The sequence below is a fragment of the Oceanobacillus rekensis genome, assembly GCF_002153375.1.
GTDB lineage: Bacteria > Bacillota > Bacilli > Bacillales > Amphibacillaceae > Oceanobacillus > Oceanobacillus rekensis.
Genome location: NZ_MTBQ01000001.1, coordinates 682,252 through 705,724, shown reverse-complemented (window position 1 = coordinate 705,724; position 23,473 = coordinate 682,252). Strand labels below are relative to the sequence as shown.

Here is a 23,473-nt window from a genome sequence, read left to right as displayed (position 1 = left end):
CATGACAAAAGAAACAACAATCAAACATATTACCGTTGTTGGGACAGGTGTAATCGGTAATGGATGGATTACACGATTTTTGGCAAATGGTTTCCATGTAACAGCATCAGATCCAGACCCAAATGCGGAAGCACGTACTCGTGAAGCAGTTAATCATGCATGGCCATATATAGAAAAAATGGGACTTGCTGAAGGTGCCTCACAGAACAATCTCTTCTTTGAAAAAGATTTGGAAAAGGCTTTAGCTCAAGCAGACTTCATTCAAGAAAATGTTCCAGAACGTGAAGAATTAAAACGCAGTGTCATTGCAACGATTGATAAATTTGCACCGAAAGAAGCAATCATTGCCTCAAGTACATCTGGTATATTACCAAGTACGTTACAAGCGGACTGTCAAAATTCTCCTGAGCGTGTAATTGTCGCACATCCGTTTAATCCGGTATATCTAATGCCACTTGTTGAACTTGTTGGTGGTGACAAAACCGATAAAGCTTACATCGAAAAGGCAAGGGATTTTTATGATAAATTGAAGATGAAACCACTTGTAGTTCGTCAGGAAATTGAAGGCCATATCGCTGACCGTCTTATGGAAGCAATCTGGCGTGAATCGCTGCATATTGTCAATGATGGTGTAGCAACAACAGAAGAAGTGGATGCATCCATCATCTATGGTCCAGGTCTACGCTGGGCATTGATGGGACCATTCATGACATTGCATATGGGTGGCGGCAAACAAGGCATGCGCCACTTACTGGAACAATTCGGTCCTGCGTTGAAATTGCCATGGACAAAATTGGTGGCACCAGAATTAACTGATGAACTTGCTGAAAAGGTGATTACTGGCACTGAAGAACAGACAGCAGGTGTGGAAATGGAAAAATTAGAAGAACGCCGTGATGAATTCTTAATCGAACTCCAGCAATTATTGGAAAAATATTGGCCGGGCGCGAATCTCACAGGTAGACTATAATTTATTATCAAATAAGATAATAAGACGAAGGAGGACTTGATGTGGGTAATCCAAAAGTCATTATTCAGCATGAAGTGCCTAAAGACTGGATCGATTACAACGGCCACATGAATGATGCGGAATATGTCCGTGCATTCAGTTGGGGTGTTGACCGTTTGATGAAGTTAATTGGCATAACCGAAGAATTTCGTGAGAAGAACAATTATACGATTTATACGATGGAAAGCCATGTTAGTTATCTGGATGAAATGAAATTAGGTGAAGCCTTTGAAATTCATTTGCAGATAATTGATCATGACATGAAACGTCTCCATGTGTTTTTCGAACTGTTCGGTGAAAATGGTAAACGCGCTGCAACAAGTGAACAAATGCTCATGGGAATTGATCAGTCAAAAGGGACAGCCGGAGCCTTCCCTGAAGCGATTTATCCCAAAGTTGAAGAACTTGCTAAGAACCATACACCAGATGATAAACCGAAAGAAGTCGGCCGGGTAATTGGGATTAGACGGAAAAAGTAGTTAGTGTCTCCATATGAGGGACAGAGCGAATGATTATTTGCTGTTAAATCTCTAGGATAAAAACTTGTAGTTGTCTTTTAAGGGAACTACCCTGAGGAATATTAAATACAACCTAATGACATTAAAAATAAAAGCCGTCTATTTTAGACGGCTTTTATTTTTATAATGACAAGGGTACCGTTGATTTTTTTTATGAGTGCCAAACAAATCAAAAATACAAGAGAAAGGTAGCCCATAGAGCAGATGAGTGACCGAACAAGGTAAAAACACAAGACAAAAGTAACTCATAGAGCACTTGAGTGACCAAACAAAGCAAAAATACAAGAGAAAGATAATTCATAGAGCTTATGAGTGACCGAACAAAGCAAAAATTCAAGAGAAGGGTAATTCATAGAGCTTATGAGTGACCGAACTAGGTAAAAATACAAGACAAAAGTAACTCATAGAGCATATGAGTGACCAAACAAAGCAAAAATACAAGAGAAAGGTAGCCCATAGAGCAGATGAGTGACCGAACAAGGTAAAAACACAAGACAAAAGTAATTCATAGAGCACATGAGAGACCGAATAAGATTAAAATACACTCATAAAGCACTTGAGTGACCGAACAAGGCGAAAATACAAGAGAAAGTTTCTCCGTAAAGGATTTTTTCAATTAACCTATTTAGTTGTCTTACTTTAACAGTAAGCATAAAATACCCCCACTATATCCTCTGGGTTAAATAAAAACCAAAACAAAAAGAGATAACCACCAAAAGTGGTAGTCACCTCTTTATTGTTTAAAAAATCTCTTTTTATTTCGATAATGCTAAAATTAATTCTTTATAGATATCGAAGAATGCAAAGTAGTAATCTTTGTATACATATTCATCTGTTTTGTGTGCCATTTTTGTTTCACCTGGACCAAACATCATGAATGGGAAGTTTTCATCTTTACCTCGTAATAAGTTTGATGCATCCGTCACCCCTGGTGAACCTTTAACAGAAATTTCTAAGTCCAAATATTTTTTACCGAGTTCTTTCGTAAGATCAACCATTTCAGACTGTCCTGAAGTGAAAACACTTGGTAATGACATGGTCACTTCAACATCAATATCAGAGCCTTGTTTATTATAAATGCTCGCTGTTGTGTTGAATAAGTCAATGACTTCATCGTTATCAAATTCTGGAATAGTCCGCACGTTTATCTCAGCTACTGCTTTTTCTGGAACGGAGTTTACTTGGTTCCCTGCATTAAAAATAGTTGTACTCATAACTAATTTATCTAGAACTTTATTTTTACGATCATCGCCATTCAATTTTAGGTCTACTTCTAATAGATATTCCATTAATGGATTAATCGCGTTAAAACCTTGGTCAGGTATAGAACTGTGTGCCGCTTCACCAATAGACGTTACACGCAAGTTTAGTGATCCTTTGTGAGAGTAAATAATCGTGTCATGAGAAGGTTCAGCTACCCATAGATAATCAACATCATCCATATAGCCTTCTTCGTATAGTTTTTTAGAACCTGCGCCACCGACTTCTTCACCAGTCGTTGCCATAAAACGGACAGTACCATTTTTAAGTTCATTATTTTCTTTGAGTTCAATCATTACTAAAGCAAGGTTTACTAAACCTGCTTTCATGTCATTTGTTCCGCGTCCGTATAATTTTCCGTCTCTTTCTGTCAATGTGAACGGATCTGTAGTCCACTCGCTTTCATCACCAGGAGAAACGACATCCATATGACCAGATACGCCAATGACGGGACTCCCGCTTCCAATTTCAGCCACTAAGTTAACACGAGTGTCTGTAACCCGGATAATTTTAGATTCAATGCCGTATTCTGCAAATAAATCCTTCAAGTAATTTGCCACTTCAATTTCGTTTTCATTAATAGATTTAATCGCTATAATGTCAGATAAAATCGTTATCTTTTCTTCTTTTGTAAAATGTTTCATACTAAAGCCCTCCAGTGTATTTAACCGAAAAGTACATTATATGTTAGCCATCTCCGGGAATATTATACTCCTTTATACATAGAAAAGACTAGTGGTGTGGCCTTTCTGTATTTGTCAAGTGAAAATGTATGAAATTAAATTTTATATTGTATATTGTATGCCAGTTGCCAGCGCCGATTATACATGTAATAATGACTCTTTGTAACGTAAACGTCAAATAAACCCCACAAAAATTATCGGAGGGGTTTATTTAACGCTTGCGATATTTGATCAATCCGCACACTATCCACAATTTGAAGAAAAGGAAAAATTTTATAAATGGATGTCTGATACATTTATAAAATAGTCTTAAGTTGAGTTCATGCTACCGAGACCCGCTTAGTTATGGGCTATCGATTAACTTCTGGAACATATTAATTATTAATTGTATAATAAAAGGCGTTAATCCAGAAAGGGATTAACGCCTTTTTAGAGCATAATGTTAAAATTCATGTTACAGTTAGGTACAATAATTAAAAAGTGAGTAGGCGAACAACATGATTGAGATAAAAACATCTTCATTAAGTGATGGAGAATTCAATAGAGGGGTATTTGCTACATGTGATATCAAAAAAGGAGAAATTTTACATGTTGCACCTGTGATTTCTTATCCAAACGACCAGCATCCACATATTGAAAAAACACTACTAGCTGATTATGCTTTTGAGTATGGCATCAATCATTCTGCAATCCTCCTTGGTTATGGAATGCTGTTTAACCATTCCTATGAGCCAAATGCAACATATGAGATTAGTTTTAGTAATCATACATTTAACTTTTATGCTTTCACAGATATAAATGCAGGAGATGAAATCCTAATCAATTATAATGGCGATGTTGATAATAAAGATCCCCTATGGTTTAACGAGGACTAAAATAGTATGATCCTGGTAGAACAGGGCTGAGCCACAGAGCTTTTAGTAGTAAAAAACTGACATTCGTTAACGAATGTCAGTTTTATTATGTTCAGGAAACCGTTATTCAGCTTCACCAACGACTGTGAACCGTTCATTTTTATGTTTCGGATTTTCAATCTCATCCAGTACTGCAATAGCATAGTCGGCGTAGCTGATATAACTTTCACCTTTTGTATTAACAAGCAGATGATCTTTTCCAGACTGATAAGTCCCAGTACGTTTTCCGTCTGCATCAAAGACGGCAGAAGGGCTGATGAATGTCCATGATAAATCAGTTGTTGCTTGAAGTTCTTCTAGATTACGTCCCTGACCTTTGCCTGTTGGTTTAACGAAATCTGGAAACTCCGGTGTATCGATCAATCGAGTTGTTTTTGCTTCATCAACGTAAAGGCTGCCTGCACCACCGACAACGATCACTCTTGTATCTGTTCCTTTTGCAGCTTCAATTAAAGCATGCCCAGCATCGACATGTGCCTGTTCTTCTCCAAGTGGCGCACCAAAAGCATTTACAATGATCTCAAATTGTTTTACATCCTCTGTAGTCAGATTAAGGATATTTTTTTCGATAACTGTAACGTCTTTGTCGGTAATTTTTGCTGCGTCTCTTACGATAGCCGTTACATTATGTCCACGATTAACCGCTTCTTTTAAAATAAGATGACCTGCTTTTCCACTTGCTCCAATGATTGCTATATTCATGAATAATTCCTCCAATTTTTTATTTGTTTAAAAGTTCTTTAAACTAAATAGCTAAGATAATACGATTTCCCGAAGGATCCTTTGTTTTCCATCTGTTGTCAGAATGGCTGTTGTTTGCGTTTGTTCCAAAATTTGAAAACCAATGACCTCTTGATAGTTTCAACTTTAATGCGGACATGGCCTATTCTGTATAACTTATAGTATTTGGTTATCATAACCATATTATTTTAAAGTTACTTTATGTAAGTAAGTATATTTGTGTAATAGAAATTAGTCAAGCAGTAGGTTCATCTTAGTAAACTTGGCGAATGCCTTCTTGCACTTATGCAAGTAAGAAAGTTTTTATACTTTCTTACTTGTAAAAAATCGATACCCATCCCACTTGCCTTTAAGATAAAGGCTGGGACGGGTACCGATTAAAATTACTATGCTTCCTTAACGCCGATTTCCAGTGCCAATTCAACGATCGATTGATTAACCCGCCATACATAATATAAATGATGGATCAAATCATGTTTGGACTCATGTCTACTTGGAGAATGCTGCTCAATTTGTTTACGTTCCTCTTCCAGACGGTAAATGATTGCGCTGGGATCCTTTTTACCTTCAAAAAGGGTGATAAGTGTTTTCATATTGTTTTCCAGTTTTTCTTCCATTTGAATGAATACGTCTTCCAGTTCCTCTGGATAATCAAAACCCTTACGATAGCTGGAAGCGACCAATTGTCTCGCATAATAGTTGATAGCAGAAATTACAGTTATCCATTGGTTTGTATCTGATAGAGCAGGATACTCGCCGCGTTGGACAAGAGGACTAGCCTCATCGCTGATTGTCTGCAGCTTTTCATCGAGTTGAAAAGCATTTTCGGAAAGTTCTTTGATATCCACATTTCCCCTAAATCCTTTTACATAAGTGATTAGATAAGGTTGAAGCACCTTTAAATAGTCATTGATTGATTCAGCGACCTTGTCCTTTGTTTTCGTTGGAAAAATAATGCTAGAAACTGCAAGTGCAATCACGGCTCCGGCGATTGTATCAATAACTCTGGCACCAATCAGCGAAAGGGTGATGCCACCCATCAATATGTCGTACAGAAATGCCAGCATCATGGTAATGAACACACTCATTACCGTGTACGAAACCGTAATCAAATAATAAGCTAAAAACAGGACCAAAAAGATTGCCAGGATTTCCAGTGTCGAATAGCCGGATACCAGTTTTGCCAATGCAAAACCAAGTATCGCACCGATAATGGTACCAAAAGAACGTTGGAAGCCCTTCGCGTAAATCCGCCCGGTGGATTGGGTTCCAAGCAGGACAACAAACGTCGAAAGCAGAATCCAATACGGTTGGGCAGGGGAGATGAACTGGCCGACAATAATGGCCAACGTTCCGGCAACCAATGCTTGATAGGCTTTTTTCGTCGAGGCTCTCATACCCTTTTTATCTTCTTTAGCAGTATCTTTTTCTGCTTCTTCAGCATGCTCTTCTTTCGTGGTTTCCGACTGCAGTGACTGCTGAATGGTAATCGCGCCTTTAATAACATGATTGGTAATTGATTCAATACGTCGGATTAAAAAAAGCCATCCTTCTGGTTGTTGCTTTTGCGTGAATAGATCCGCAATAAGCAGTCGGAGTGCTTGCACGGCAATTTCAGCTTCTTCCAGATTCTGTTCTTCATAATTGGGGGCAAGGATCTCTGTATCACGAAGCGACTTTGTCACCCATACCATTATTTTCCTCAACTCATCAATCTCTAGGGCATCTGCTTCTTTTAAACTCTGGAACGAATTGGTCAGCGTTTCGATCAGCATCCCTGAATCAAAAACATACAACCGAAGCTGGGCGGGTGTTAACCCGGGCCACAATTCTTTAACATCCGCTGGGTTAATGTATCCTGAAACGATTAATGCATATTCTCGAACCTTCGCAACCTGCTTATGAAGGTGCTTGTGCTCCTCCTGGCTAATATTCCTTTCCTGCATTGCTTCCAGTAATAAGTCAAACGTTAAATTGCTCTGTATATGAAAAGAATGGATACTTCTTTTCAAGCTCTTAGCTGTGCTTTGGAACAGAATGAAATTAAATATAAAGGCATAAGCTACACCGATAGCGATTCCCAGGTAAAAGAAAGCAAGTTGATTGTTTTCTAAATTTAAAATAGCTGAAATATAAACCGTCATGAACCCAACCATACAGAGCGAAAAATAACGAACTCCAAATCGGGTCAAATAAAAACTGCCAAAAACAAGCAGAATCATGATGCTATCTATTAAAAAGATACTACCAGTAAGTGAGGAACCAATTGTAACCCCGAATATTGCAGAAACTCCGAGTAATATCGTGGTGAGTTGCTTCTTTTTCCGCGTATCATCCAAAACGACCAAGATTCCCATCATACCGATAGCTGCAGAGACAACCGCAGGCATCAGGGCTTCATTGCCGGTTGCAATTATAATAAAAAAGGTGGTAAAGAGAGACAGTATGACACTGATTGTTGTCTTTCCAGCTTTATACAAACGTATTTGACCTGGGTCGGAAGCTAACAGCCGACGAAGCCAAGTGTGTTCCTTATACCAATGTGCCATTTTTTAACCTACCGTTTCCCTTTTTTTTGAATGTAGGCTTAAGTTTACCATGGGCTTATTTGATTATCCAAGCTAAGGTCATTGTCAGATTTATTCACCATTGCTTAAACTCAATCCAAGCGTTGTCTTCCGGAATAACCGATTTCAATGCCGGTTTAATTGTAATTATGGGATAAAAGTCTTGTAGTTATTCTAAAGAGTTTGAGTTAGGTTGGGCAAACTTAAATGAAGAATAAAATATTAATTATAAATTTTTTGTTAATATTTCAAAAAAACTATTGATCTTCTATTTCAAAAGTAGTTATCTTAATTCAGAGATACGGAGGGGATATAAATCATGAACTTTTTAAAAGAGATACACCGGCGCAGTCCTGTTTTGAGTATAACGGCATGGATTCATTTTGCGCTGATGATTATTTTTCTTTTATTGATGGCCATCGATCATCGAGAACTATTAGGGGTTAATGTCTGGAACAAGCCATTTAAATTTGCAGCATCTATTTTTTTATACTTGCTGACATTTGCCTATCTAGTAGGGTATGTAAAACATCTTCGTATCAAAAGTTTGATAGCAGTAGGCACTTCTATAACGATGATAATGGAAATCGTATTAATTAGTATACAAGCGGCTCGAGGGGTTCGTTCCCATTTTAACATTGACTCTATTTTTGATAGCGTTATTTTTAGTTTAATGGGAGTTTCCATCGCGTTTGCAACCGTTTTTGCTTGTGTTTTAGCCGGGTACTTCACATTCTTTCCACCAAAAGAGCTCCCGAATTACATGAACAGAGCAATTCAATTTGGATTATGGATTTCTATCCTAGGTTCTTCTATTGGGGGATACATGTCGGCACAATTACAACATACAGTAGGTGCCCCTGATGGTGGTCCAGGGTTGCCATTATTAAATTGGAGCATGGAGTATGGTGACATGCGAATTCCACATTTTGTCGGTTTACATGCATTGCAAATCATCCCATTGTTAGCTCTTGGGATAGGAAATAGGCTTAAAAAGCCAAAAGTAAGGATGGGACTAACTTGGCTTATTATTGTATGCTATTTATTTTTTCTGATTATAGCCTTTAGTATTGCATATACAGGCAACCCTTTTTTGAGATTGTGAGTCAGTGCTGTAAAGGTTAGTAAATATTACAGAAATGAAACATCGTTTAATAGGATTATCACCTCTAGTTTACAATACCTTCATAAAAAGAGGGTATGGTGAAAGTGTAACAAAAACTAGGAGGGATTAAATGAATAAGGAATGGAGTAAGTATGTTATTCCTTCAATCGCTGTAACTATGATTGGAGTCGGATCGACAACTGCAAGTGTATCTGCAGATTCGGATGACCACAAACCAAAGCAACAGCAAGAAAATAATGTCACGAAGCAAGTAAGTAAAGAAATTGCACTAGATAGAATACCTGGAACAATAGAAGAAGTAGAATTGGACAATGAAGACGGATATATAGTATATGAAGTAGAATTACAGTCAGAAGACGATGATGAATATGAAGTGATTATAAATGCACAAACAGGTGATATCCTGGAAATTGAGTCAGATGATAATGATAACGATGATGACGACGATAATGATGACTAGTTTTAGCAATAAGTAAAAGCCGAATAACCTGGGAATGAGGGCTACTTTCCAAACTAAGTAAAATGTAAACTAAACTGCGTAAGTGAGGTGTAACCTACTCGCAGTTTAGTTTTTATATGGAAATTAGCTTGAGATCAATTCTCGCACCCAAGTCGATGATATTTTGTTCAGACGTTTATTTTTAACAGGAGGGAAAGTCATTTACTATAGCATGTATCCCTATATAATGGTACATTCACTATAGGAAAAACAATTCTTGAAACAAAACTGATGGAGGAATAATATGAAAGAGTGGACAAGGGATATAGAAATAAATGCTCCAATTGAACAGGTGTGGAGTTATTTTAACGGATCACTGGAAGAGATGCAAAAAATCATGCCACAGGTTGTCGATCAACAGCCGGTTAAGATAACAGACGAAATTGTTGGAAGTGTATACCGCCAAAAATATAAAGAAGGTAAACGAGTTGAAGAATATGATGTGGAAACATTGGAATATTTGAATGAACCAGACTATAAAAAGATGAAAGTCGGTTTTACCCTTGCCAATATATTTGAAATTACTGCCTTCTATGAGTTAAAAAAGATAAATGAAAACAAAACGTATTTAAACTATACAACTACCAATCGCCCATTAAAATGGTTTATGAAAATCTTTTTAATCTTTGCATCTGATAAGGTGGTAGTTCAATTTCTAGAACGTGTTAAACATGTGGCTGAAGCGGAAACAAGCAAATCATAATCATATTTAAATAGCGGAAAAATAAACGACTCAGGTCTCATCTGAGTCGTGATTTTGACTTGATATGCTAAAAATCAGCTGAAGCTATAAAAGTAATCTACGCCAAAAATGTACCTCTAATAAAACTTAGACTTCAAAAATCTATTCATCTTTTCAAGATTAAACTCCCGTTCACTTTGTCCTTTACCCCATTCCAGCATATGCTGATGATCGGGATGAGTAGGATCATTCAGGATGTTTAAATACATTTCATAGCCATGTGTTCCACCTACATCTTCTGGTGGTGTGTTTCCTTCACCTTCCATACATATCGGATAATTTTTGTCATAATCATTCATGATTGATTCGACTTCTATACTATGGGTCCAATCATCACCAAAATCATAGACATAATTCATATGTTTATATGTTGGAAGGTAGTCGGATAATTTAATCCCTGCTTCAAGCTTCACCGGGATATCATCTTTATAATTTAAAGTCTCTTCATCGCCAACAATGTTTAAAATGAGTTTTGTACCCTTTGCATTATCTCCATAAATATAGAATTCGTGTAAATGGTAATCTTCCCAGTCAAAAGCAATTTGCAAGGCTTTATGTAATTGATAAAAAGTGAAATGAAGAGGAACTACCAGTTTGCGTAAAGCATGCCCGTTTTCTAAATTTAATTTCACGTTAAGCAATACAGCTTGCGTTTGTATGGATACTTGACCGGCGAACGCTGTAAGATTGTCAAATAGTTCCCGATTAGGGTTAATATAATTATTCTTTCCATTTGTAATTAAATAACGACTTGCTCTTTTGTTAAACGTTGTTTGTACAATATTCTCCCTATCTAATAAATCATCAAATATATAGATCGTTTCACATGATTTATTCATTCTGGCAACGGATGTATTATCTTTTGTTTTGCTAAAGGTGAAATCAGGAGAAGCTTTAATATATTGCTCGACAATTTCTTCTTTTATACCCTCTTCCAGAAATGTTTTTCGAATGCTTTCTATAATAAGTTCATCAAGTTTCTTTAAATGCTTCGCAACGATTCCATATAAAACAATGATATAGCGATTTTTGTCATTTACTAATACAATCGCTTTTTTGCGGTCCACTATCATTAGATTGGCATGCCATGCGTAAAGGGAATTTTCCTCTTGATGGGACACAGGATTTATTTTTAAATAATCCAATAGTTTTTTAGTACCTTGTATGTGCATACTGAATAACTCCTTGTATTAATTATGGACTCATACTTTAGTTCGTTTAACTGCATTATAGCATTTTGCTATGTTGTTTAATAACCGAAACATGGAGATGCTGGGTTGAGCTGATACTAGGGGTGAGGTACTACTATTAGTACGAGTGAGTTGGCAAAATAGATAACTTAATTATATGATTTCTTCTTTTATAATGACGGAGTGGATGAACTCACTCTTAAATAATTTGATCAATATATTTGAGATAAGGTTGATATTAAAGTAGAAAGAGGAAGCAGGAACCGTCCCCATGCTTCTTCCTTATTGTTTGTTTATTTTACTTTTTCCATTGCGGTATTTTTCGATCTCACGAGAGATTCCATATACCGACCAATTCGATTCATCGCGATTTCAATTTGTTCGATGGAAGTAGCATAGGAGCAGCGGATATAGCCCTCACCGGAAGCTCCGAATGCATTGCCTGGAACAACGGCGACTTTTTCCTCTTCAAGCAAACCTTGTGCAAATTCCTCTGATGTTAATCCGGATTTTTTAATCGATGGGAAAACATAAAACGCCCCACCTGGTGTATGGCACTCTAGTCCAATCTCGTTAAGTGATTGAACGATAAAATTCCGTCTTCTCCAGTAGTGCTGCCGCATTTTCTCGACTTGTTCTGAGCTGTTGCGTAATGCTTCAATTGCTCCCATTTGCAGCATGGTTGGTGCACACATCGTGGTAAATTGATAAATTTTTATCATGATACTGATTAATTCCTGTGGTGCAGCAATGAAACCTAAACGCCAGCCTGTCATGGCAAACCCTTTGGAAAATCCATTAATTAATATAGTCCGTTCGTACATACCTGGAATAGACGCAAAACTGGTAAATTCCTGATCATATGTCAGTTCCGCATAAATTTCATCAGAAACAACGAGCAGGTCATGTTTTTCAACGACGGCTGCAATTGCTGTCAGTTCGTCTTTATTCAAGCTCGTGCCTGTCGGGTTATTTGGTGAACATAGAAGAATAGCCTTTGTCTTGTCCGTAATCACTTCCTCAAGCTGTTCAGGTGTCACCTTAAAGCCATTTTCTGCGCTTGTTTCAACTCTAATTGGAACCCCACCGGCCATTGTCACAAGTGCGGTATAGGAAACAAAGGCAGGTTCGATGATCAGCACTTCATCCCCAGGATTCAAGATGGTTCGGAATGCGAGATCAAGGGACTGACTGGCTCCAACTGTCACAATTACCTGATCTTCCGGCTGATATTCAACCTGAAATCTTCTTTGTAAATACTTAGAGATTTCCTCACGAAGTTCCAGTAATCCAGCATTGGCTGTATAGGAAGTATGACCATCCCGAAGTGCATCGATTGCAAACTCCCGAATATTCCATGGGGTAGTAAAATCCGGTTCGCCAACCCCAAGCGAAATAACGTCTTCCATACTTGCTGCGAGGTCAAAGAACTTGCGGATTCCCGATGGTTCAAGTCCCATTGCTGTTGTGGAAAGATACTGCTGATAATCGATACTCATGGAGAAACCACCATTCTCCGGTCTTTGTCTTCATTTCCTTCCATAATAACACCATCATGTTTATATTTCTTTAGCATGAAATGGCTAGTCGTAGAAACAACATTTTCAATGGTCGCTAATTTATTAGATACAAATAAGGCGATATCTTTCATGCTCTTACCTTCAATTGTAACTGATAAATCATATGTACCTGACATCAGATAAAGCGAACTGACTTCCGGATAGCGGTAAATTTGCTCTGCTACCTCATTAAAACCAACGCCGCGCTGTGGTGTCACTTTGACATCAATCATCGCAACAATCGTTTCTTTTCCCTCGATTTTATTCCAATTAATCAGAGTAGGGTAGCTTACGATAATTTTTTCTTCTTCCAATTTCTTGATCAGTTTATTTACATTCTCTTCCGTCGTTTCTAGCTGCATTGCGATGGATTTGGGAGAAACACTGTGATTCTCATCCAATATCGCTAGAATATTCAACTCTTGATTTGTCAGCTTCAAATAATACGCCTCCGATTACACTCAATTTATTAACTTACATTATTATATCTTTCACATGTCAATGCAATGGAAAAATTATAACATCATTTGGAATGAAACTAAAATATATTAAGTGGAAAAAATTATATACGGAAGCAGGAGAAGGCTTATTAACCTGACCCCATATTCTTCTCCATTTATTTTTTAAATGATAATCCTTCTGTTTCTAATGCTGTTCGAAGTTTAGGTAAAGAAGCTGGACCCATACCATGAAATTTTACGATTTCTTTTTCACTATAGGTTGCTAGCTGCTCTAGTGTCGTGATGCCATTATGCTCCAATGCCCGTCTGGCGGGAGAAGAGAGCAGGGAAAGAAAGCCATGTTTCGGTTTCCGCCCTTTCTCACAAGTAGGGCAGGTCGGACAATCACTGCTTTTGTAGTAATGATGTCCCTTATCACATGTTCGTAAATTTGCCATTTTATTACCTCTTTCTTAATTACTTATTATAACTCCTTCAACTTCGCTTTTGCTTCTTTATCACCTAGTAGTGCAGCTTGCTGGTACCAGTACTTTGCTTTTTTTATGTTCATGGGAGTGCCTGTTCCGGATTCGTAGCAATAGCCAAGATTGAATTTACCAAGGGCGTCCTGCCTGTCTGCTGCCATCTGGAACCAATATAAGGCTTCCTCACCATTGTCCTGTTCAAAGGCTTCCTGACCGAGGTGATTAGCTGCGTAGTTGTCACCAGAAAGGGCGGACTTGGTACACCAATGCGTTGCTTTTTCTAAATCCTTTTCAATGCCGATCCCATTTTGATACATATAGCCAACTGTATACATGGATTCGGCAACACCAAGATTCGCAGCAATGGAAAACAATTCATATGCACGGTGAACGTCCTTTTCCACATACTCTCCCCGAAAATACATATCTGCATAATTGTTCATTGCGTCAGCATGGCCCTTCAATGCAGCCTCTTTATAGCGCGTAAACGCCTTTTTAAAATTTTTCTCAACAACAATCCCGTCAAAATAATAATTGCCAACCCAGTAGATGGCATCGAGATTGCCTGCATTCGCAGCTGTCATGTACCATACAAATGCCCAATCATCTCGCCTGATTGCCTTGTAAAATTTACCCAATGCAAGCTGTTCGGTTGGAACACCCTGCATTGCTAGTTGATAGGTCGTGATTGCTTCCTGCAGTTCAGCCTCTTCCATGAATATGCTGTTAGTGTCACTTGCCGGGGTGGACACTTCTTGTAGGATGGATTGCAAATCACGTAGCAAAATGGCGTGAAAGGATTTTTCAAATGTTGATAGCCCACGCAATTGTCTGTACAGAATATTGATATCGTCCGAAAAGTCGATCGTATCCGCCTGACAGACTTCGAAAATTTGGTTAATCGGATCAAGTGTATCAACATCTTGCTTAACTTTAGGCAATAGCTCTGCTGCTTTTTGATGGCCGTGTTTGTTAAGCTCTTTTTGTAATTGCCCTATATCCATAAAGTCACAGTTCCTTTCGTACATATCTCTCTAGTTACCATACTATTTTTATGGATGAAATTCAGCAAAATGGTATTGGATGTGCAATTATGTAATATGAAAGACAGAATTACTAAGCTATCTAAATAAGGTCTATTAACAAAATGGAATGAAACCTTCCTTGCTTGTTATCCGTATGAAGGGGTAAGTAAAAATAATAAGCGTGGTGATTTGATGGATTTTTTTATGTGGATATTCATTGCAATCGTATTTTATTATGCCTATCGGTTTATTCAGCTTCTAATCAAGATGAAGCAGGATATTGTGCTGCCGGTTACTACTGATGAGTTGGCTTCAATCCGGAAAGAACCTCGAAAAACAGTAAAATCTCCGACCTATACCAGTCAGAAAGCTGGCATCATCCTCTATGCTTTGGTATTAACATCGATAATAGGGATGTTCATTTTGATCCTACAATTTCAGCATGATTTTGTATTAATGTTATATTTCCTATTTATGATTCCGGTTATTGACATGTCAAATTTTCTAAATTTATTTGCTGTCACGAAGGATGGAATATTGTGTGGTGCCCGCTTTGCATCATGGAAAAGTATAAAATCATTTGAATTTGTACGAATTGATGTGAAGCATAATTATTATGGAGTTTCAAGAGAAATCAATGATCAATATGAGTTGAGAATAAAGACGAGGTTTAATACGTTGACCTGTATTGTGACTACGGAAGAGATGAAAGGGAAGTTGGGTGATTTAATGGGGGAAGAGAATGTAAAAGCCGAGTAGTAATCTGAGATGCTTAACAGAAAGTCATCCGCGGGTACAAAATAATACTATTTTCTACCGAGATTGTGTTTTTTGCTATTTTATTAGGCGACCAGTTAATTAAAAATTATATACATATTGTTGAACTGGGGGCTGTTGATCTACGAAGGATTAACGCCCCTTTTATCTAACGAAAGGGCAACTGCAGATAAAATCTATATATAAGATGTAAGATTAAAATTGAAGTGGGTGATTTTGATAAACAGAGAAAATTTATTGATTGATAAATTGAGCAAAACGACAGTAACCGTTATTTTTGGATTAGCGTTTTTACTTTCCCAATCCGTCATCCTAAGTATTCTTATAAAATTGAACCTGAAAGATGTTTTTGTATTGCAAACTACTTTTGATTCTTCCGTTTTTTCGACTATCGTAAACCAGTGGGAATCTGACGGTGTTAATCATCATTATTTTAATCATTATTATCTTGATTTTTTACATCCGATTTTCTATTCTGTTTTCTTGGCTTCGTTATTAAGCAAACCGTTGAATAGAGGTTTAGTGTCTGATAAATTTTCCTTTGTGATTGTTTTCCCTTTCATTGCAGGTCTGTTTGATTTGGTTGAAAATGTGCTGCACCTCCATATGATTCTAAATGGATCTTATATGAGTGGTATCGTAGTTTTTAGTGCTACTTTATCTCATTTAAAATGGTTTCTTTGCTTGATTTGTCTTTTAATTTGGTTGGTTTGGATTACAAATGGCTATAAAAAAAGATAAATGATAGGAAGCTGTTAGCCTGCAAGGAAAAACAAGGATGTAATCTTTAGCCAATTAAAATACGCTGCACTTTTCTTAGAGTTCGATGATGAACGTTCAGGCGGACTGGATGTATTAAAACATGTAAAGGATCCTATTCTTTTGGTTGTTCTAGGATTCATCACAAGTAAAAATCAACATTGGAAGATTCGGAAATAATTAAATCCCGAATCAGAGAAGCAAGTAATTATCTGGCACTGAAGCAATTGGCTAAGTTGAAGCATGTATCTGAAATTGCTGAGCAGGTTTGGAAATAGCTAGGAATATCTTTAGATTGTTGTGAACTGACTGTTAAGGTTGGATTTAAAATATGGAGAAGCCCTAAGTGAGAGTTTATAAATCTATATTTGTATAATAATGTGACGAAATCCTATCATCTTTACTAAATTATGATAGGGTAATTTTTTGTCCGATTTATCTACTTATAAACAGACAGTACAGTGTCTGGAAAATATACAGCAAGTCTAGATTTGAACTAAAACACTTATTACTGTCTTAGTTATTTCTTGCCAGTTATAGTATAATTTATGAACAATAGATTATATAATCTCAAATAAAGCTTGTAACAAAGGAGAAACCCATGAAAAAAGATATTCACGTTGTAGGTGCAGTAATTATAAAAGAAAATAAAATTCTATGTGCCCAGAGAGGTCCAGATAAGTCACTGCCATTTATGTGGGAGTTTCCGGGTGGAAAGATAGAAACTGGAGAAACTCCTCAAGATGCGCTAAAGAGGGAAATTGATGAAGAAATGCATTGTGATATTGAAATAGGGGAACAAGTTGAACATACCGTATATGAATATGATTTTGGAATTGTGCATTTGACTACATATAAATGTAAACTGTTGGAAGGAACGCCTGTATTAACGGAACACGCTGAGATCAAGTGGTTATCTCCAAAAGAACTAGAAACATTAGAATGGGCCCCGGCGGATATACCTGCGATTGAGAAACTAGCGACAGTATAATTAATTAAAAACCTACTCCAATTTTGAGTAGGTTTTTGAAATATTTAAAAAATTTGTAGTTTAATAGATCGAGTAGTAAAATTAACCTACAAATTGGAAATGATTGGTGGTAATTATGGAAGACTTTATCCAAGATTTACAGGATTCCTTACATAAGGGATTCATTGACCAAAAATACAATAAGTCTAGCAGATATGTTCCTGAATTATTAATAAATAATACAAACCAGAATAAAAACGTATTAACCACACTTTTGGGGGAGCTAGATAGCTGCGATTCATTTCTATTTTCGGTTGCTTTTATCACGGAAAGTGGACTAGCAACCCTTAAATCGCATTTACTTGATCTGAATAAAAAAGGGATTAAAGGAAGAATCTTAACATCGACCTTTCTTAACTTTAATCAACCAAAGGTTTTTAAGGAATTAATGAAGATTACAAATGTTGAAGTGAGAATGACGGATATACCTGGATTTCATTCTAAAGGGTACATATTTGAACATAGTCACCATTATTCGCTAATTGTCGGAAGCTCTAATTTAACTGCCCATGCACTACAAGTCAATCATGAGTGGAATGTTAAGCTTTCATCTCATGAAAATGGGGAAGTAATCAACCACTTCAAGTCACAATTTGAAGATGTTTGGGATGAGGCACATCCTTTAACAGATCAATGGGTAAAAAATTACGAGGAAGTATATACGCCAGTGGACTTCAAAAAGGCAGAAAAAGTTATAGAATTACCTCCAAATTACAGTGTGAATCCTTTAGAAGAAGCTCTAGAAATTAAACCAAATAAAATGCAGATTGCTGCTTTGGAACAAATCGAGTCGGTTCGTAATGCAGGAAATAATAAAGGATTGGTAATTTCTGCAACTGGGACAGGTAAAACTTACCTTTCTGCATTTGATGTAAGAAGGTTAGCACCCAAAAAAATGCTTTTTATCGTACATAGAGAACAAATACTTCATAAGGCTAAATCTGAATTTCAACTCATTACAGGTGGTATAGACAAGGAATTTGGAATTTTATCAGGGTCTACCAAGGAGACAGAAGCAAAATACTTATTTGCAACCATACAAACAATTTCAAAGCAGCATATGCTAGATCAATTTGATCCAGAAGAATTTGATTATATCCTTATCGATGAAGTTCATAAAGCCGGTGCTAATTCGTATTTGAGAGTAATCGATTACTTTAAACCAAAATTTTTAATGGGTATGACAGCAACTCCGGAACGTACAGACGATTTTAATATTTTTGAGCTATTTGATTACAACATAGCCTATGAAATTAGGTTGCAGGAAGCACTAGAGGAGGATATGCTCTGTCCTTTTCATTACTTTGGGGTAACTGATTTAGAATACAATGGCGAGCTCATTGATAATGCAACCATTCTTTCTCATCTTGTTACGGAAGAACGTGTTAATCATATCATGGATAAAGTGAACTATTATAGCTATTCAGGTGAACAGGTAAAAGGATTAATGTTTTGTAGCCGAAAAGAAGAAGCTATAAAGTTATCAGAAGCTTTGAATAATAGGGGATTAAGGACAGTAGCTTTAACCGGTGATCATTCACAGGAAGATAGAATGTATCAAGTAAATTGTCTTGAAAATGGAAGTCTGGATTACATTATTACTGTAGATATTTTTAATGAGGGTATCGATATACGGAGTATTAATCAAGTGGTTATGCTCCGTCAAACTCAGTCCAGTATTATATTTATTCAACAGCTTGGAAGAGGACTTAGAAAGCACGACTCAAAAGATTTTGTTACCATCATTGATTTTATAGGAAACTATAAAAATAACTATTTAATTCCAGTAGCGCTCTCAGGAGATAAGACACAGAACAAAGATAATATTCGCAAGGCTACGACAGAAACCAGTTATATTAAAGGTGTTTCAACAATTAATTTTGAAGAAATAGCTAAGAAGCAGATCTTTAAATCGATTAATAATAGTAATCTAACTGCAATGAAAGTCCTTAAAGAAGCCTATACAGAATTAAAAAATAGAATAGGTAAAGTACCATATTTCTACGATTTTGTAGAAAATCATTCGATTGATCCAGTAGTAATAGCAGAAAAATATAAGAACTATTATCAGTTTTTGCTTAAGGTAAAGGAAGAAGTGCCAAGTCTAAATACTTATGAAAATAGTGTTCTGACAATGCTTTCTATTGAAATTCTTCCAGGTAAAAGAAAACACGAATTAATTCTACTTGATCAATTAATACGTCATACGAAAATTACGAAAAGGGATTATCTACACCTACTCGAGGATTCTAACTGTATTGTCGATCAAGTAACTCTACAATCAGTACATCGTATACTTAGTTTATCTTTCTTTTCTCAAAATGATCAAAAGAAGTACGGTGCTGAACCAATTGTAGAGTTCGAAGGTGGAAACTATTCATTTAACAGTAAGATTAAAGAAAGTCTTGAAAATAATAGGAACTTTAAGCATTTAGTTGAAGATGTGATTCGCACTGGAATGGAAAAAAGTAAAAAGTATAATACTGACAAGACTTTAACGCTATATGAGAAATACTCTCGAAAAGATTCTTGTAAGTTATTAAACTGGGACAATGATGAAAGTTCCACCATGTACGGCTATAAACCAAAACATCAAACATGTCCTGTATTTGTTACATATCATAAAAATAATGAAGTGGAAGCAAGTGTCGATTATGGAGATGAATTCATAAGTCCTGAATTATTTAAATGGTATACTAGAAGCAATAGAACCTTACAATCAAGCGAAGTCCAGAAAATTATTCATGCAGAGGAAAATAATCTAGATATTCATTTATTCGTAAAGAAAGATGATGATGAGGGAACCGGTTTTTATTACATGGGTGAAGTAAAGCCAGATAAAGCTACCGCTCAGCAGGACAAAATGTCAGATAATAAGCCTGTCGTACACATGAATATGATTATGGAACAACCGGTTGAAAGTAAGCTTTATAAGTATATAGTTAATGGTCTGGAAATGTAAGTAAAACACTTTTAAAATGCTCAATTCTTTTAAATAGAATTGAGCATTTTAAACTTAATTTATCTTTCTTATTAACTTTGGTTTAATTTTCTTTTAAAATAAATCTGCAATTTATACTCGTAAATTTTAGTCAACTTATGAAAATATTTTAATCATCTTTATCTACCTTGAAGTTAACCTCAAACTGATTAGCCGAAATACTCTCAACCTCTACAAGACAGGCTTTATCTTCATAGCTGCCACGATTCTCAGCCTTGGCAGATTGAATTTATTTTATTCTCCCATGAAGGAGCCGTGAACTTCATTAAATAGCGTATTTATGGGCTATGGACCCTATTCCACCCACTACTTTAATACTCTAAAGCGGGGGGGGGGGGGACAGGAACCAATTTACGTTTGGTGGAACGTATTGTGGAAGATATTCATTTAGGTTAATTAAGTAGAAAACTTCTTTCAATTGTTAGTTTACTGGTTCACATTTGCCTTTAAGATAAACATTGACAGAGAAATAGATTTTCCCTCCTTACTTTTACATGATTACCAAAAGGGTAGTTATCTGGTAGGAGAATAGGAAGTGCTATAAAATAGTGGAAATTTTGGAAGTAAGGGGCCAATGTGTCAGTTTCCTACTGCTTAAAAGTGGTAAAGCAGTGGAGAACTGACAGCTCTATCCTCTTCACTACATATTATAAAATTCCTAATCGATACATATTAGCCACTGCATGTGCTCGATTGGATGCATTAAGTTTATTTCTTGCAAGTTTTACATACTGTTTGACCGTTAATTCGCTAATCGATAGAGATACAGCGATTTCTTTTGTTGAAAAGCCATTCGCAATTTCCTTCATTACCTCAAACTCACGTTTACTGAGAAGATGTTGCTCAGCATATGTTTCATGGATTAACTCCCCAACTCTTTTACTGAACAGGGTAATGGAATCGAGTAAATCATCATCAATTCTCTCTTCATCTTTGAAACAATTGCTATAAATAAATGCGATGACATTTCCTCTTTTCAAAATTGGAGTTACTAAAAAGGCAGTAATCTCATTACTTAGAATATGATTACTTGAAGTAATTTTAAATAATTCCTTTCCACTCAGGAAGGAAGCCCTTTTTTCTTGAATGCTAGTCATAATGGCTGGTACCGTTCGGACATCATAACGCTGCTCATGAATATAATGTATTCTATTATATTCAATAGCAATAACTCCTTCTCCTAAAACTCCTATTGAAGAAAATCTGAAAAGATAAGCATTGTCTACTGGAAAATAGTCCAAAAAAGTCTCCAGCACAACGATTAGTTTTCCTTCATGTGTTTCTTGTTCTTTTACCTTTGTAAATTGTTCCGAAAAGGTAGGTATTTCTATCATAATATCCACTCCTTTTGTAGTAGTTTTGTTATACAAAGTTGGTAATATATAAATTATTAAAAATATTATAACATATATAGTGAAAGCATTTTAATTAGAAATTACTTAATTAACTATAAAAGGGGAGTTTATTATGAAGGCATTAGTAATTGAAGATGTGAAAAAAGCAGTTGTAAAAGATCTTCCGGTACCAGAAATTGATCAAGATGGAATTTTAATAAAAGCAATGGCGAATGGAGTTTGTCGAAGTGACTGGCATGTATGGATTGGCGATCATGGGATTATTCAACCCATCATTGGTCATGAATTTGCTGGTGTTGTGGAAGAGGTAGGCAGCAATATTACAAACTTTAAACGAGGCGACCGTGTTATAGTTCCATTCTCTGGAAGTGATGGGACATGTCCGCATTGTATCGCTGGTGATACTCATCTTTGTGATTCCTTCCTTGTTCCTGGGACAGCCTATCAGGGTGGTTATGGAGAGTATGTGGCTATTCCAAAAGGGGACCGTAATGCAATACATCTTCCTGATAGCTTAAATTTTGCTGATGCAGCAGCACTTGGTTGCCGATTCATGTCTGCGTATCATGGTGTTGTTGATCGTGTAAATGTGTTACCTGGAGAATGGTTGTGGTGGTATTGGTCTTTCAACAATTCAAATTGCTTCTTCCATGGGTGCATTTGTAATTGGTGTTGATATTAATGAAGCAAACCTAGAGCTTGCCAAAAAACTTGGTGCAGACTATGTAATTAATAGTAATACTCAAAATCCAGTTGAAGCTGTAAAAGAGATCACAAAAGGTGGAGCGGATGTTTCGGTAGATGCTCTTGGAATTACAGAGACATGCTTAAATGGAATTAACAGCTTAAAGAAAGGTGGGCGTCACCTTCAAGTTGGAGTTACAACGAAAAAAGAAGGAGGTTTTATTCCTATTCCGATTGATGAAATGGTCATAGGTGAAAAATCTTTTATCACAACCCTTGGTATTCCTGCCTACCGTTTCCCATCTCTGTAGGAGCAAGTTGCACAAGATAAATTAAATCCAAGTAAAATGGTATCTGGCCATATTAAATTATCAGAAGTAGAGAATATATTTGAAGATATGAGTAACTTTAAAGTAACCGGAACATATGTCGTAACAGATTACAGCTGATATCCTAGTGGGAAGCGAAGGGATGGTTTCTAAGCTTCCCACTAGGATATCAATGCCAGTTCCCCACTTCTTTCATACTGTATAAGGGTGGGGGCTGGCATTATCTTTCGTCCCACTGGGGAAAGGGATCACTCTGGTTGAACGCAGAAAAGGAACCCGTTAATCTTTTCCAGTTCATATGAATAATTATGTGTTAGCCTCCAATACCATTGTGGTTTCTGGATGCTAATATTTTTTTATGTTGATTGGGTATATATCTTTTTAGGATTTCAGTGTAAGTGAAACGTAGGCTTGGCGGTATTATGCCAGGTTTTTTGGATGTCAGCCGTTTCTATGGCTGCAGAATTTTTTAATTTCCAAACCCTCTCAATGGGTTGTTTTACTAGAACAGTATGCTTGCCACTAGGTATCTGATAAACTTCTATTCGGTTTAAAGTTGAATTAAACGTTAAAAATACTATACTACAATTACAAAAAATTACCCTTCAAAACGAGTAAGCAGGTTTCACATAGATTATGTTGCTGTTTTAAGAATCTTTTTAGCACTAGATTATAGATCTCTTTTATGTTTCTTTGCTGTACTATAAATGTGTATGATAAGGTGGTAAAATATAACTGATCAGTAAATTTGAAAAATACAGTTAAAAGCATGTATCACAA

21 protein-coding genes and 1 pseudogene are annotated in these 23,473 nt (G+C 36.4%); 13 read left to right on the top strand and 9 right to left on the bottom strand.

Annotated elements, in window-relative coordinates; genetic code table 11:
- Position 1 precedes the first annotated feature (1 nt).
- Together BV906_RS03555 and BV906_RS03550 are read left to right on the top strand one after the other, a co-directional pair.
- Positions 2-970, top strand: a complete 969-nt coding sequence (locus BV906_RS03555; protein WP_087972073.1) for a 3-hydroxyacyl-CoA dehydrogenase NAD-binding domain-containing protein — start codon at positions 2-4, stop codon at positions 968-970.
- A gap of 41 nt (positions 971-1,011) precedes the next feature.
- On the top strand, positions 1,012-1,488 hold the full coding sequence (locus BV906_RS03550; protein ID WP_087972072.1) for a thioesterase family protein: 477 nt from the start codon (positions 1,012-1,014) through the stop codon (positions 1,486-1,488).
- A 794-nt stretch (positions 1,489-2,282) separates the two neighbouring features.
- Here the strand turns inward: BV906_RS03550 and BV906_RS03545 are convergent.
- Positions 2,283-3,431 (bottom strand): ArgE/DapE family deacylase, encoded by a 1,149-nt coding sequence (locus BV906_RS03545; protein WP_087972071.1) that lies wholly within the window; start codon positions 3,429-3,431, stop codon positions 2,283-2,285.
- 265 nt (positions 3,432-3,696) lie between these two features.
- On the opposite strand from BV906_RS03545, the pseudogene BV906_RS20205 reads away from it, so the two are divergent.
- A pseudogene (locus tag BV906_RS20205) lies at positions 3,697-3,777 on the top strand (alpha/beta hydrolase); the annotation flags it as partial.
- Positions 3,778-3,967: 190 nt separating this feature from the next.
- A complete protein-coding gene (locus tag BV906_RS03540; protein ID WP_087972070.1) occupies positions 3,968-4,345 on the top strand; it encodes an SET domain-containing protein in 378 nt (125 codons plus the stop codon).
- Positions 4,346-4,447: 102 nt separating this feature from the next.
- Here BV906_RS03540 and BV906_RS03535 read toward each other — a convergent pair whose 3' ends face one another.
- Together BV906_RS03535 and BV906_RS03530 are read right to left on the bottom strand one after the other, a co-directional pair.
- Entirely contained in the window at positions 4,448-5,086 is a 639-nt protein-coding gene (locus BV906_RS03535) for an NAD(P)-dependent oxidoreductase (RefSeq protein ID WP_087972069.1), read from the bottom strand.
- Between the two features lie 425 nt (positions 5,087-5,511).
- Positions 5,512-7,674 (bottom strand): FUSC family protein, encoded by a 2,163-nt coding sequence (locus tag BV906_RS03530; protein ID WP_245843820.1) that lies wholly within the window; start codon positions 7,672-7,674, stop codon positions 5,512-5,514.
- A 337-nt stretch (positions 7,675-8,011) separates the two neighbouring features.
- Between BV906_RS03530 and BV906_RS03525 the strand changes: the two genes are divergently transcribed.
- The 3 genes from BV906_RS03525 to BV906_RS03515 all read left to right on the top strand — a co-directional run bounded on the left by BV906_RS03525 (position 8,012) and on the right by BV906_RS03515 (position 10,020).
- The gene (locus BV906_RS03525) at positions 8,012-8,797 is read left to right on the top strand and encodes a hypothetical protein (RefSeq protein ID WP_087972068.1); all 786 of its coding nucleotides are present in this window, start codon (positions 8,012-8,014) and stop codon (positions 8,795-8,797) included.
- Positions 8,798-8,927: 130 nt separating this feature from the next.
- On the top strand, positions 8,928-9,278 hold the full coding sequence (locus tag BV906_RS03520) for a PepSY domain-containing protein (protein WP_087972067.1): 351 nt from the start codon (positions 8,928-8,930) through the stop codon (positions 9,276-9,278).
- Between the two features lie 283 nt (positions 9,279-9,561).
- Positions 9,562-10,020 carry an SRPBCC family protein gene (locus tag BV906_RS03515; RefSeq protein WP_087972066.1) on the top strand — a complete coding sequence of 153 codons (459 nt, stop codon included), beginning with the start codon at positions 9,562-9,564 and terminating at the stop codon, positions 10,018-10,020.
- A gap of 116 nt (positions 10,021-10,136) precedes the next feature.
- Here BV906_RS03515 and BV906_RS03510 read toward each other — a convergent pair whose 3' ends face one another.
- From BV906_RS03510 to BV906_RS03490, 5 genes are all read right to left on the bottom strand, one after another.
- Complete coding sequence (locus BV906_RS03510) at positions 10,137-11,231, bottom strand: plasmid pRiA4b ORF-3 family protein (RefSeq protein WP_087972065.1); 1,095 nt, start codon at positions 11,229-11,231, stop codon at positions 10,137-10,139.
- A 311-nt stretch (positions 11,232-11,542) separates the two neighbouring features.
- A complete protein-coding gene (locus tag BV906_RS03505) occupies positions 11,543-12,748 on the bottom strand; it encodes an aminotransferase (RefSeq protein WP_087972064.1) in 1,206 nt (401 codons plus the stop codon).
- A complete protein-coding gene (locus BV906_RS03500) occupies positions 12,745-13,248 on the bottom strand; it encodes an Lrp/AsnC family transcriptional regulator (protein WP_087972063.1) in 504 nt (167 codons plus the stop codon). The genes BV906_RS03505 and BV906_RS03500 overlap by 4 nt, the downstream gene beginning before the upstream one ends.
- A 176-nt stretch (positions 13,249-13,424) precedes the next feature.
- Positions 13,425-13,706, bottom strand: coding sequence for an RNA polymerase alpha subunit C-terminal domain-containing protein (locus tag BV906_RS03495; protein ID WP_087972062.1), 282 nt, complete (start codon positions 13,704-13,706; stop codon positions 13,425-13,427).
- A 26-nt stretch (positions 13,707-13,732) separates the two neighbouring features.
- A complete protein-coding gene (locus BV906_RS03490) occupies positions 13,733-14,737 on the bottom strand; it encodes a tetratricopeptide repeat protein (protein WP_087972061.1) in 1,005 nt (334 codons plus the stop codon).
- A 225-nt stretch (positions 14,738-14,962) separates the two neighbouring features.
- Between BV906_RS03490 and BV906_RS03485 the strand changes: the two genes are divergently transcribed.
- The 4 genes from BV906_RS03485 (at position 14,963) to BV906_RS03470 (ending at position 20,286) form a co-directional block, all read left to right on the top strand.
- The gene (locus BV906_RS03485; RefSeq protein ID WP_176330252.1) at positions 14,963-15,517 is read left to right on the top strand and encodes a hypothetical protein; all 555 of its coding nucleotides are present in this window, start codon (positions 14,963-14,965) and stop codon (positions 15,515-15,517) included.
- Between the two features lie 255 nt (positions 15,518-15,772).
- Positions 15,773-16,276 carry a hypothetical protein gene (locus BV906_RS03480; RefSeq protein ID WP_176330251.1) on the top strand — a complete coding sequence of 168 codons (504 nt, stop codon included), beginning with the start codon at positions 15,773-15,775 and terminating at the stop codon, positions 16,274-16,276.
- 619 nt (positions 16,277-16,895) lie between these two features.
- On the top strand, positions 16,896-17,285 hold the full coding sequence (locus BV906_RS03475; RefSeq protein WP_087972058.1) for a (deoxy)nucleoside triphosphate pyrophosphohydrolase: 390 nt from the start codon (positions 16,896-16,898) through the stop codon (positions 17,283-17,285).
- Positions 17,286-17,400: 115 nt separating this feature from the next.
- Positions 17,401-20,286: a DEAD/DEAH box helicase gene (locus BV906_RS03470; protein ID WP_087972057.1), complete on the top strand. Its 2,886-nt coding sequence runs from the start codon at positions 17,401-17,403 to the stop codon at positions 20,284-20,286.
- Between the two features lie 686 nt (positions 20,287-20,972).
- On the opposite strand, the gene BV906_RS03465 is transcribed toward BV906_RS03470, so the two are convergent.
- The gene (locus BV906_RS03465; protein ID WP_087972056.1) at positions 20,973-21,659 is read right to left on the bottom strand and encodes a response regulator transcription factor; all 687 of its coding nucleotides are present in this window, start codon (positions 21,657-21,659) and stop codon (positions 20,973-20,975) included.
- A gap of 133 nt (positions 21,660-21,792) precedes the next feature.
- On the opposite strand from BV906_RS03465, the gene BV906_RS19740 reads away from it, so the two are divergent.
- Both BV906_RS19740 and BV906_RS19735 read left to right on the top strand, forming a co-directional pair.
- Positions 21,793-22,356, top strand: coding sequence for an alcohol dehydrogenase catalytic domain-containing protein (locus BV906_RS19740; RefSeq protein WP_245843819.1), 564 nt, complete (start codon positions 21,793-21,795; stop codon positions 22,354-22,356).
- Positions 22,331-22,675, top strand: coding sequence for a zinc-binding dehydrogenase (locus tag BV906_RS19735; protein WP_245843817.1), 345 nt, complete (start codon positions 22,331-22,333; stop codon positions 22,673-22,675). The genes BV906_RS19740 and BV906_RS19735 overlap by 26 nt, the downstream gene beginning before the upstream one ends.
- The last annotated feature ends 798 nt before the right edge of the window (positions 22,676-23,473 follow it).